The sequence below is a fragment of the Streptococcus sanguinis genome (assembly GCF_001078705.1).
GTDB lineage: Bacteria > Bacillota > Bacilli > Lactobacillales > Streptococcaceae > Streptococcus > Streptococcus sanguinis_D.
Window position 1 is genome coordinate 1,392,035 of record NZ_CDMW01000001.1, and the last position, 11,965, is coordinate 1,403,999.

10 protein-coding genes are annotated in these 11,965 nt (G+C 40.2%); all 10 read right to left on the reverse strand.

The window, feature by feature from the left end:
* Nucleotides 1-2: 2 nt before the first annotated feature.
* Nucleotides 3-938, reverse strand: a complete 936-nt coding sequence (locus SSV_RS07000) for a glycosyltransferase family 2 protein (RefSeq protein WP_072074232.1) — start codon at nt 936-938, stop codon at nt 3-5.
* Nucleotides 935-2,083 (reverse strand): beta 1-4 rhamnosyltransferase Cps2T, encoded by a 1,149-nt coding sequence (gene cps2T / locus SSV_RS07005; protein ID WP_072074233.1) that lies wholly within the window; start codon nt 2,081-2,083, stop codon nt 935-937. The genes SSV_RS07000 and cps2T overlap by 4 nt, the downstream gene beginning before the upstream one ends.
* Before the next feature lie 113 nt (nt 2,084-2,196).
* Nucleotides 2,197-3,444, reverse strand: coding sequence for a glycosyltransferase family 4 protein (locus SSV_RS07010; RefSeq protein ID WP_072074234.1), 1,248 nt, complete (start codon nt 3,442-3,444; stop codon nt 2,197-2,199).
* A gap of 3 nt (nt 3,445-3,447) precedes the next feature.
* Nucleotides 3,448-4,755 (reverse strand): DUF2142 domain-containing protein, encoded by a 1,308-nt coding sequence (locus SSV_RS07015; RefSeq protein WP_072074235.1) that lies wholly within the window; start codon nt 4,753-4,755, stop codon nt 3,448-3,450.
* Nucleotides 4,742-7,723, reverse strand: coding sequence for a rhamnan synthesis F family protein (locus tag SSV_RS07020; protein WP_072074236.1), 2,982 nt, complete (start codon nt 7,721-7,723; stop codon nt 4,742-4,744). Before SSV_RS07020 ends, SSV_RS07015 begins: the two co-directional genes overlap by 14 nt.
* A 24-nt stretch (nt 7,724-7,747) precedes the next feature.
* Nucleotides 7,748-8,527 carry a glycosyltransferase family 2 protein gene (locus tag SSV_RS07025; protein WP_072074237.1) on the reverse strand — a complete coding sequence of 260 codons (780 nt, stop codon included), beginning with the start codon at nt 8,525-8,527 and terminating at the stop codon, nt 7,748-7,750.
* On the reverse strand, nt 8,517-8,876 hold the full coding sequence (locus SSV_RS07030) for a DUF2304 domain-containing protein (protein ID WP_002912850.1): 360 nt from the start codon (nt 8,874-8,876) through the stop codon (nt 8,517-8,519). The genes SSV_RS07025 and SSV_RS07030 overlap by 11 nt, the downstream gene beginning before the upstream one ends.
* Nucleotides 8,876-9,592: a glycosyltransferase family 2 protein gene (locus tag SSV_RS07035; RefSeq protein ID WP_176693581.1), complete on the reverse strand. Its 717-nt coding sequence runs from the start codon at nt 9,590-9,592 to the stop codon at nt 8,876-8,878. The genes SSV_RS07030 and SSV_RS07035 overlap by 1 nt, the downstream gene beginning before the upstream one ends.
* Before the next feature lie 36 nt (nt 9,593-9,628).
* The gene (locus SSV_RS07040; protein WP_072074239.1) at nt 9,629-10,621 is read right to left on the reverse strand and encodes a glycosyltransferase family 8 protein; all 993 of its coding nucleotides are present in this window, start codon (nt 10,619-10,621) and stop codon (nt 9,629-9,631) included.
* Nucleotides 10,622-10,627: 6 nt separating this feature from the next.
* On the reverse strand, nt 10,628-11,956 hold the full coding sequence (locus tag SSV_RS07045) for a lipopolysaccharide biosynthesis protein (protein WP_072074240.1): 1,329 nt from the start codon (nt 11,954-11,956) through the stop codon (nt 10,628-10,630).
* Between the last annotated feature and the right edge of the window lie 9 nt (nt 11,957-11,965).

The following is an 11,965-nucleotide window of genomic DNA, read 5'->3' on the forward strand; positions in this document are numbered from 1 at the left end:
TATTACTCCTTATAAGCAAACTTTGTGAGAATGAGGCTCGTAAAAACCAGGGTATGAAAAGCACGGTTTTTACGGTAGCCATACTGGCGAATCCTGCGCCAGCGCTCTTTAAAAGGCACCTCCATAATGGTCACAAAGTTCTCAATTAGCTCTCTATTTTCAGCAGTCAGAGGCAGGACCAGCAAATTTCTAGCCTGAGTCTGACTATCTTTTATCAATTTCCAATATTTGGCAAAAAGAACATGGGGACGCACCCAGTTTTTTACGCGTTTTCTGAGCGTTCGAGCTCCTAGCACATTATTTGAATGCTGACGATAGAGCTCACCCGGCTTGTCAATATAGACTAGATTACCAAAAGCCGCAGCCAGCAAGCCCAGATACCAGTCGTGCATGAGCAGTTCATGCTCTTCCTCCCCAGTCCAAAGTTGGGCCAAGGCGCGATTTATCATAGAAACACCGCCCGTCACCGTATTCTCCGTCAACTCTTGGACTAGTTCTGTATTAGCGTGATCTGACTGAGTGCGAATCATGCTTTCGTGAACAACCTGTAGCTCTTGATCCACGACCTTCAAGTCAGTATACACCAGCAAGGGCTGACTGCTATCATACTTGTCTGCCTCAGCCAATTGCATGGCAATCTTGTCTGGCAGCCAAACGTCATCTTGGTCGCTAAAGAGATAGAAATCCGAATCTTGGTATTGAAGCAGGCTATGAAAACTCTGAATGACACCCAGATTTTGCGGATTTTCCCGATTGATAAAGGCAACGCGGTCATCCTTGCGGCAAAATTCCTCAATGACAGCCCGCGTCCCATCTGTAGATCCATCATCACGAATCAGCAGCTGCCAGTCCCTATATGTCTGCTCTTGAATACTCTTAATCTGCTCGGCCAGAAACTGCTCCCCATTATAGGTGGACAGAAGAATGGTCACTTTCATGATAAAAATAAATCCTCGTATTCACCCACAATTTTTTCCCATGTGTAGTTTTCTTTCATATTTTCTTTGGCGGCTTGACCTAGCTCCGTAAACTCTGTTTGCGCATCTACTTGGTCAATCAGTTGGGCCAGCTGGCCAGGTTCTTTTTGCCAGTATAGAGCCGTTTCCTTGGCTACTTTCCGATTGAAATCCACATCCAATACCAGATTGGCATCTGTCTGAGCCAGAGCTTCCAAGAGTCCCGGATTGGTCCCACCAACCTCATGCCCATGTATGTATGCAAAAGCATGATTACGGATATATTTGAGCAGATTCTGATCGTAGACCGTACCGACAAACTTAATGCGAGAATCACGGTCAAAGCCTGTTTTCTGCTTGAGCTCTTCAAAATAGGGATTGCCCTCATGATTGCAGATGATCAGCAAGTCACGTCTGGTTTTGGATTTCATGAATTCTTGAATGATGGTTTCATAGTTGTTTTCCGGAACGAAGCGTCCGACAATGAGGTAATAGTCTTTTTCCTTACTGGCCCACTTTTCAAAGAAGACCCTGACCTTGCCTTCGTTTTCCGTCAAATTGGACAGATAAAGGTCGGTTCCATAAGCGATACAGGTCGTTTTAGACCAAGGATAAGCTTTTTGAACATAGCTTTCGATGCCTTGATTGTCCGCAATAACCAAGTCTGCGTACTTGGTCATAACCTTCTCAGAATATTTGAGATAGGCTTGGACTGGCTTAGACCACTTGGCCCGCTTCCACTCCAACCCGTCAGGATTGATAAAGAATTGACCGCCTGCCTGATGGATACGACGAGCAAAGGGAAGGATAAAAGCACCAATCGTATTTCCAAGAATGTAAAAAATTGGCTGCTCAATCTGCTCTTTCTTAGCAAACTTGAGGGCGTAGGAGACAGCCATCATGTCATAGGCAATTACGCGGGCAGGACCAAGCTTGGGTGGCTTGACTGTAAAGCAGTCTACTCCCTTGTAGTCAAAATGATGAAAAGCTTCATCATCTGATAGGCAAGCCACATGATACTGGATTTGAGAAGAGATTTGATGCTCTGTCAATTTCTCGACAAAGGTTTCAAATCCTCCATATTTGGCAGGAAGTCCCCGACTCCCGATGATGAAGACATGTTTCATGATTTCCCTCAATTCAAGATTTTACAATCCATTCTATTATACCACTTTCTAGTGTGTTTGTATAATACAAAAAGGACAGGTAGAGCCGCGGCTACACTTGTCCTTTTCTTTCTTTAACCTCTTCTACCAGAAAGCAGCTTATTTTTCACTTTGCGTAAGAAAGAGCTGGCTGATTGAGAAGGTAAATTTGTATCCAATAAGCACTTGACATGGCGCAAGGAGTTAGCCTGGTACATTTCAGTGTTTTCTATCTTATCCAATAAGTTTTGGTAAACACTCTGAACTGTGTAGCGCTCTTGGATTTTGCCAAGATTGGCCACCGACTGGTCTTTTAATCCCTCAAAGTTTGCCAAGGCAAGGTTTATCTTATCAGCCAACTCCTCGATATTGCCAGAAGAATAGAGCTGGCCTTCTTCAAAGATTTCATAGGCGGATAGATGACCAGGATTATCCGACAAAATGGTCGGAAGGCCATTCATAATCGCTTCAATATAGACTAAACCAAAGGTCTCCATCGCAGACGGAAATACCGCTAGGTCTGCTGCCGTCACCTCTGCCCAAGGATTGTCCTTGGGCCCTAAGAAGCTAATATTTTTTATCTGGTGTTCGGTGATATAGGTATCGCATCTTTTTTTGTACTCCTCATCCCAGGCACCGATAAAAACCAAAGCCGGTTTTGGCTGAGATAGCTTGGAATAGGCTTTTATTAATTCTAATTGATTTTTCCGCTCTGTCAAACGCCCAACTGACACGATACGCCTTTCGGCTCCATCCTTTTCTCCTATATCAGTAGGCTGAATTTTCGTAAAAGGCGCAAAAGACAAGACTTTTCTGTTTGGTAGCAGCTCCTGTAACTGTCTCTGCAAGGCTCCTCTAACTGCAAATATTTCCTGCGAATAATCACTGATAAAATCTAGCTTTTCCTTATAGTAACCAAACTCTCCGTCAGGAAATTCATGAATCAGCCAGAAATGCGGAACATTCTCGCAGGCCGCTGCCACTGCACCTTGAAACATATTGGCTGTGTTGGTAATAACCAAATCAATCTTTCGCTCCGTTAGTATCTTTCTGAGCGCTGAGGTATTATCCTGATAAGACCGAGCTCTAGACTCAGGACTACCAGGCAGGCCACCAGGTGCGTCATTCCACCACCATTTAACTGACGGCAAGGCTATAGTCTCAACACCCAAGGCTGCCAAGCTGGATATATAGTCCTGCTGAACAGCTACATGATAATCCGGAATCGCATTGATAACCTGATGACCAGTCTGGACCAAGTATTCCATCAAATTGACAATAGAGATTTCAGCTCCATTATCCAGCGTTCCAGTCGGCGAAATGAATAATATCTTTTTTTTCATAGCTTATCCTAATACATTCCAATAAAAGGGCACCATCAAGTAGAGGGAAACCAAGAAGTTAGCTACCAGAGTCCCAACCATCATTCGATTCACCACTCTGTCTTTAATGTCCAAGGTTCCTAGATTAGCAACAGTTGGTAGCAGTAAGATCAAGAAGGGTGTAAAATAACGTCCCTGAGCACCAACCGATATCATGGCACCTTTACCGAGGACGATGGGCGTCCACTGCAGATACATAATCGACACAACAGCAATCACTTGAACCAGAAACAGATAACGCGACATGACTGTGTAGCCCTTGGTCATAAAATCTTTCTGCGACTGCAAGAAGATAAGCGCCAAAACTGCCACATCAATAAAAATTAGCCAAAGCGGCAGCTGGATAGTAAAATTCCCTAAAAAGCCAATCATACCAATTGTCAAAATCGTATTCAAGTCGCCATTAACACTTTGTTTAAAGAGCGTATTCAGTAAGACTTGGCCATAGTGCACGAGCCCTCCCTGATTGCGAAATGCCAGATGCAAGGCAAGAAAAAAAGCGGAAAAACCAAGTACATAGAAGATAGGGCGATAACGAGCTACAAAAGCTTTGGTTGCAACAAAAGGCTTGTTCAGAACCGCAAGGAATCCTTCAAACTCAAAGTCAACAAAAGGCAGCAAGCCTAATAAAAGGACATTATTCGGTTTGGTGACAAAGAGGCCTATAGAAATCACCAAAAGCTCAAGTACATTTCTGTTGGTAAATTTCTTATGGTAGGCAATATTGGTCAAAAAGCCAACCATCAACATAATCTCCAGATAGCTCATCACATCGTAAGAGAGAGAAGCAGCCTGCTGGACCATAATAGGCAAAAGAGATAGGAAAAGCAGAGCTTTTTTGCCATATTTGAAGTATTTAATAAGCAGATAAACCCCGATGATATATGCCAAAGCATTAAAGAGCCTCCCCATCATCACGATGAAGCCTACTGACGGATAAAGCATGCTTCCCAAGGTCATACCTAGGAGCTGAGGCAGGAAAGAGATGGCCTTGAGATTAAAGCCAAAGGTAAACTCTTCTTGCGCCAGATCTATCTTCTCTGTGAACAGCTGCTTGTACTCTGCCGGCGAAACATTCGGAGTGGATGGGATTTTGTCCATCCATTTATATGTTCGATTGGTCGGTTTATGGAAGATTTCCCATGTCATACGAGCGTGATTGGTCTCATCAGGCACCCGATTAATTGGCTGTGCAATCATAAAAGTCAAGACAAAGATACTTGCCAATAATAAGAAAATATTCTCGACTTTTACTTCTCTATTTCTTTTCAAAATAAGTCACCATTTCATCTTTTTTATCTAAACTGCAATTTTCTACTACAAAAGCGTAGGCATTCTCGGCCAGTTCTCTGCGTAAATCCGCAGAAAGAATCAGGCTTTCCAGCTTTTCTTTCCATTCACTATCCTTGGCTAAAAGTCCAGTCTGACCGTCAATCATCATGTCTGCAAAGGCACCGATATGACTGGCAATCGTTGGCACCTTGACTAGAGCTGCTTCTATCCACTTGATTTCTGACTTAGCCCGATTAAAGACTGAGTCAACCAGAGGAGCCAGATTAATATCAACCTGACTAATCAACTGAGGCAAGGCCTTCCAGTCCACATACTCATGGACGACAATACGCTGTGTATATTGTTTCATATCCTGCGGGATATCCAAGTGCCCTACAATATGAAGCTCCACAGTTGGGTAGTTGTCTAGCACTTCTTTGATAGCCGGCTTGATGAGCTCAAAATTTTCATTGTGGCTGATGGAACCAGAGAAATAACCGATTTTGATCCTGTCGTCTGCACCAAAGTCTTCCTTCAAGAACTGCGAGCTAACCGCAATCAATTCGCTGGACGCCAAATTACGATTCAGCAGGACGGAGTTCTTATATTTGAGCAATTCCTCTTTTAGCTGATTCGTAGAGGTAATCGCCCCATCACAAGCCGCCAGCATTTTCCCGTAATTCTTGACACCAGCATCGTAATTGCCCTTTTCCTTCTCAGACAAACCTTGGGTATAGCTCAGCTGGTCCGTATAAAGGGTATCAAAGACCAAATCATCAATATCAAAATAGACTGGCTTATGCTCCTCCCGAGCCAAATCACATAAAAGCTGGAGCTGAGCGGACCAAGGAGCGCGGTAGATAATGATGTGGCTGGAATACTGGGCTTGAGTCAGACTAAACTCAGACGCATTGACCACTTTCACTGCAAAACCATTCTTTCTAAGCTGCTCTGCCTTATTGAGTACACGGTAGCGCGTACACTGCGGAATGATATTCTCTACACCGTCAATGATGAGAATATATTGATCACGAGGCACCGCTTTAAATTTTTGAACAATGTTCTCAAGAATTTCTACTGGATAGTCTGTCTTCTCCCGAACATAGTCCAATACATCAGGAACTTCTGACTCTCTTTCCAGACCTTGCCATAAAAACTGCTGATCATCATAATTCTTCAAAGAAGTATACTTAATCAGAGGACAGCCCGCCTTTAACATCCTTAATGGATGAATATACATAGCCGAATCCTGATTTTCGTGAACCAAGGCATCGTAACGATATCCCAAGTCAGCAAAGTACTTGGTAAAAGTCGTTTCATGTTTTCCGATTGCTTCTTCCCGTGAATCCGTGTCAGTCAGCACTTGCCAATAGTCGTAGAATTCTTCGGACTGAAGCAGCAAAGGCTCGATTACTAGAAAATAGGATTGCAAATGATTTGGAATGTAACCATAGCGGTTAAAACCAGTGATATCTTCCTGGGTCTCACCATAAGAAATTCCCCAAAAATCAAGATTTCTGCCAGCCATGGTTTGAAAGACTGCTGCTAAATCAGTCATAGGACCGATATTGGTGTCATTGACGAGCATCAGCTGAGAGCAATGCTGCAACGTTTCCTTTCCTAAAGAAAGAATGCCTTCACGAAAAGCTGCCGTATCATAGCCACTATTATCCCGCACCAAGACTTGCCCATACTGCTCTAAAGTTTCTATGTCCTCTTCAGCCAGTCCGCCGTTAACGACGATGAGAGTCTTATCAGCCAAAGCTGCTAACTTTTCTAAAAAGATAACCTTATACTGCTGCAAGCGTGGCTCGGATTCAAAAATGACATAGACTAAGACTTTTTCTCCGCTTGAAACTGAAGCTAAAGCTTTTTCCCTTTGAGAGTTCCGCAACCATTGATAATAATAAACCTTAGGAGACTTAACTTGGCGTTTCAAACGAACCAGCTGTTGCTTAATCCGACTTAAAACAGCTTTGATACTGCGAGGATTTTTGATTATCTGAGCCAAACGTTTCAATGGCGTAATCATGCCATTCCCCAGTCGATAGGAAATAGATCGGCGAATACGAAACTGCTCCTGAATAGCCTCATCTCGCTGTTCCTTTATCGTTCTCAGTCTGGATTTCAAGGAGTCTAGATTTTTATGTAACTGCCTCTGTTCCTCCTGCAGTTCAAGAACATAGTCGTTCACTTTATCCATATGCTGAATCAACTCATCCAAACGACCTTCCAGTGTAAATATGTTCTTGCCCAAAGCTTGGTATATTTCATCTGGTATCTGTCTCACATACTTACGCAGAATTTTCAGATACATTTCATAATGATATCTCGTAGAATCCCGTTTAGAGATTGATTCCTTATCAAAGACCCGGTAATTCAGCTTTGTTTTTGCATCATAAACTGGTTTCGCACCTTGATTGATAATTAAGTTTAAAAGAAAATCATAGTCTTCTAGTTTTTCACGATTCAGCGCTTCATCATAATAAATACCATCAGCAACCGAACGACGAATGAGGGAACAGTTGGAAATAAAATTTTCCGTTAAGAAAGCTAGCTTGTCATAAGGCCGTGATTTAAGGTAAACTTCCTTTTTATCAGGGTCATACAAATCACCATAGACAATATCTGCCTCCTCTTGAACCATGCTAGTGTAGAAATTCTCAATATAGTCCGAATCCAGAAAATCGTCACTATCCACAAAAATAAAATAAGTGCCTTGAATTTGCTGCAAAGCCTTGTTTCTTGTCTTGACGACCCCCATATTTTCGTGACTTTCAAACCGCGTCGGAAAAGGGGAATCCGCCAAGACAGCCTCTATGATTTCAGCAGAATGGTCAGAGGAGCCATCATCCAATACGAGCAGCTCAATATTTCGATAGGTCTGAGCAAAAATACTGCGCAAACACTGTTCAATGTAATCTTGATGGTTGTAACAAGTTACAACAACAGATATTAAATCTTTCATATACTTTCCTTGTAAATAACTCTATTAATTTGAGTTAGCATCTTGACTCTTCATATATGCTTTATTTATCAGATTAGCCACCCACTTTGGCCAGAAAAGCTGATACATAAACAAGTCTTCTTTGGTCCGCGTATTATCTGAAATAGTCTTGGTTGTTTCAGATTCTCCATGAATCCGATGGCACATAAGCTTCTCGGAAATATAAGCGAAGCGACCCTTATAGGCGCTAATCTTGTACCAAGCATACCAATCCAGACTCACGCGCATTTCCTCATCAAATCGAAAATCCCTTAATGCCTCTAAGTTGTAAGTCACTGCCGGACAGGAAATGGGATTGCCAAAAGCCAGGACCCGATTTCTCCAAAAACGGCTGGCCGGCATCAGATTCAAGGTTTTAAGCATGAGAGTCTTGATTTTCAGATTAGTATTAGCTGGAATTTTGACTCCATTTTTCTCTTCAAAATAGTCTGTATAGGCAATGAGAATATCCTTCGACTGCTCTATTTTTTGCATCACTGCTTCTAGATAAGTTGGCTCATAGTAGTCATCCTGGTGGGCAATGGTAGCATAAGCCGTCTCAACAAAAGAAAGGGCATTGTTCCAGTCCTTACCGATACCACCACCTTCTTTCGTATAAAAAGGAATACCGTACTTCTGGCACAGCTGCTTGATTGAATCCAACGGTGTTGAGCTATAGCAGATAATTTTTGAAGGCAAGGTTTGAGCTTGCAAAGACAGGATACAAGCTTCTAAAAATTCACTTTCGCCATAGGCGCAAATCACCCAGGTATGGTTATTTTTCATCTTTTTCACTCTCTAACTTGGACATTCTTTGCTTCATGATGGACAGTTCTTGCACCAACTGCTTGATTTGCTCCTTTTGCTTGGAAATAGAAATAGTATGTAAAAAAACAATAACCAGTAGGAAAAAAATGGCCAAGGACATGACAAAGTTTGAGGTCAGTTCAAAGCCTAACAATTTGGCAATCGAAACTGGAATCCAATCAAAAATAGAGATAACAATCAGTACAAAGCCAATAATAATCCACATAAAGGCTTGCTCAAATAAAATATTGTTTTGATTAATATTCCGAAAGACAAAATACAGGAATAGAACTGAAGCCACTAGCATAACAATAGACAAAATGGACATTATTCACTCTCTTTCATAAAAGCAGCAATCAAGATCGAAGAGCAAACCTCAATCATATAGCGAACGGACTTAATCGGAGTAATCGAAGAGACTCCTCCTGCACGTTCAAACATATTGGCTGGTGCTTCCACCACTTTATATTTCCGCTTCAAGATATGGACGATTGATTCTGGCTCAGGATACTTGATAGGATAGCGCGCAGCGAATTGTCGAATAATGTCTCGATTGGCCAATCGATAGCCTGATGTGGTATCCAAAATCCTTGTACCAGTTGTTAATTTAATAAAAGCTGAAATAATGGTAATGCCAAATCGCCGCATAAAAGTCGTCTGAAATTCCGAAGACTTGTCACCGATAAAACGAGAACCAACAACCAAATCAGCCTGCTGACGACGAATAGGCTCCAGCAAAGCATCCAGCGACTCAATATCATGCTGACCATCTCCATCAAACTGTACGGCCACATCATAATCCTTCTCAAGAGCATACTTATAGCCCGTCTGAACAGCTCCACCAATCCCTAAATTCATAACTAAATGAATAGCATTCAGATGATGGCTGTCCAGAATCTCCTTAGTTCTGTCAACTGACCCATCATTGATAACTACGTAGTCTAAGTCAAAATCAACTTTCTTCCGATATTCTACAATGCTCATAACCGTATTTAAAATACTTTCTTCCTCATTATAAGCAGGAATTATCATTAAAACTTTCATTAATTTAATCTATTCTTTCTATAACATGTCATCACATTATTTTTTGTTTTTCTGTAACTGTTTTTTTCTATACTTCATAAAGCTCGGGATTAGGGAATTGATAATCTTATATCTTAGCATTGGAAAAGGCTTCATAACAATATTAAAGATTCTAAAACAAACAAAATACAGCTGCCAACCTTCTTCCATTGGTGTATCCTTCCATGGAGTTTTGTGGAGATAATAGAGATATTCCTTTTTAAACCTATGCGTATTCCCCTTCCGCCAAGGTCTCTCTTCACCAAGATAGTGAATAATTGTAGGTGCTTTCCGAAAATAATTAAAATCTTCCTGTGATATAAACTTAGTTGGCTTACTTAATTCACTCAACGTTTTATAAGGATAGACATCATAAATATTAAAATAATTAAAGGAAATTGGCAAGGTAAAAATTTGCTCTTTCAAGGCTCCATTTAAGGCATCTTGGTCTGGTGCGAATAGCTTCCCTTCATGAAACTGATAAAATTCTATGACCTTTTTACCAATCTCTTCCCTACGCCATTTTTTTAGATCGATCAATAGGACACCAGAATTATGATAAGGGTACTCTTTCAAAGCTAGAAATTCCTTTCTTGACTTATCCACAGTTGGTTCAGGACACATACCTATTACCTTATCTCCTAAGTCGCTATAAAACAATGAACCTAAATCTTCTAGAACTAGTGTATCTCCATCGAGATATAAGATCCTATCAACTTCTTGTGGAAGAAGTTTATCTAAAAAAAGACGTGCCAAAATAATAGAAGACCAACCGTTTGTATCAAAATCAAAGTCAATATAGTCTGCGATATTATTTATAGAAATAATACAAACTTTTCTATCGTAACTTTTAGCGAATCCTTTTAATTTATTTTGATTCTCTTGGCTTATCCTCTCGCCAATTAAATATACTGTAATATTCTCAGCAGATTTATTATTCTCAAATATAGAACACATACAGGTTGCAACTTGAGGTACAAACGCATCATTTAATGTAAATAAGATATTCATAGAATCCTACTTCTTTCTTTTTTCCTGATTTTTAACAACGCCATAAATAATCAGACTTGTTGCATAAAAGACGCACATGGAGATTAAAAAGGAATTAGCAGCTCCAAGCAATTTTTGGTCGCGGATAAATGGTAAAGTAATAGATTTTGAAACAGCAAATGTCAATAAATAGGCTATCATCAGATAATGCTGTTTTCTAAAGATGGTCATAATGATATCAACTACTAGAGCAAAAACATTTAAAATGCCACCTATAAGTAGTATAGTGAAAGGAAGCTTATACTCCTGTAAACGGATACCATAAACAGCACTAAGCACTTCTGTACCAATCAGATAGCCCAAAATAACAATAACAAGTCCTAAAACAGTCATTACTAGATTTAGGGTACTGACCTGTTTGAAAAATAGTGTAAATTTCTTCTCAGTCCAATAAATAGAAAGCTGTGTAGTCAACGGTCTTAGGACGAAGAATAAAAGGGATAGGACAAAGACAGGCATGAATAGAACGTTAAAGTCTCTTTGAACCCCAGATGAAAAATAGCCATTTGTCAAAAGGTAATCAATATCAATTTTTGGCTCGTTATAGATATACGTTATCAAAAATCCATTTAAAAACAAGGGAAAACTATTTTTCAAAATAGAATACACATTTTTTCTGTCGTCATAGAGTTTAGGAGAAAACATTTCCTGAGAAAAATGTAATCTACAGTTTCTGAAATCTAAGGGGAAGGTCAGAATGAAATTCGCACAGCAAATAACAATACTAGCTACCATCAATGATTTTGTAAACAACAGGACTATTGCAAATATTAACATGCAAATCCAGCTCCTATAGAATTGCACCTTTCCAGCTAAGTCTGATCTATTTTTTTGCTGAAATAATCCTTGAAAAACATCTGAATACGCATCTATAGCCCGATAAAGAACAAGCAATAAAATAATACTAGATTTGTAAACATCATACCCTTGCCAGAGAGTATAGATAAACGATGTTAAAATCATCAAAAAGATCGTAAAAAGTCTCGTGTTATGATAAGAAGCAAATTGGTATCTTTCTTTTACATCCGTAGATTGCAGATTTCTAACTTGAAAATAACCTAGAACAAAGAACTGCTGACCAAGAGCATAAGCAATACTAAAAATATCAGAATCTCTTGAATCTAGAAATCTAGAAGCTAGTAGAAGCAAGACGACGGATATCAATGAGGATGAGACCGTCCCCAACATGTTCCATATATAGTTATTTTTCAGTCCTTCTTTTGAGATTATTTTTTCTATTTCTTTATTACCGTCATTATTTTTAGCATAAGGTGACGATCCTGATTTTGAGGGCATTTTTCTTCT

What these genes read in the sequence shown, in the direction of transcription:
- cps2T (WP_072074233.1), bottom strand. Translation starts at nt 2,083, where the DNA reads ATGAAACATGTCTTCATCATCGGGAGTCGGGGACTTCCTGCCAAATAT.
- SSV_RS07040 (WP_072074239.1), bottom strand. Translation starts at nt 10,621, where the DNA reads ATGAATATCTTATTTACATTAAATGATGCGTTTGTACCTCAAGTTGCA.
- SSV_RS07045 (WP_072074240.1), bottom strand. Translation starts at nt 11,956, where the DNA reads ATGCCCTCAAAATCAGGATCGTCACCTTATGCTAAAAATAATGACGGT.
- SSV_RS07020 (WP_072074236.1), bottom strand. Translation starts at nt 7,723, where the DNA reads ATGAAAGATTTAATATCTGTTGTTGTAACTTGTTACAACCATCAAGAT.
- SSV_RS07035 (WP_176693581.1), bottom strand. Translation starts at nt 9,592, where the DNA reads ATGAAAGTTTTAATGATAATTCCTGCTTATAATGAGGAAGAAAGTATT.
- SSV_RS07010 (WP_072074234.1), bottom strand. Translation starts at nt 3,444, where the DNA reads ATGAAAAAAAAGATATTATTCATTTCGCCGACTGGAACGCTGGATAAT.
- SSV_RS07030 (WP_002912850.1), bottom strand. Translation starts at nt 8,876, where the DNA reads ATGTCCATTTTGTCTATTGTTATGCTAGTGGCTTCAGTTCTATTCCTG.
- SSV_RS07025 (WP_072074237.1), bottom strand. Translation starts at nt 8,527, where the DNA reads ATGAAAAATAACCATACCTGGGTGATTTGCGCCTATGGCGAAAGTGAA.
- SSV_RS07000 (WP_072074232.1), bottom strand. Translation starts at nt 938, where the DNA reads ATGAAAGTGACCATTCTTCTGTCCACCTATAATGGGGAGCAGTTTCTG.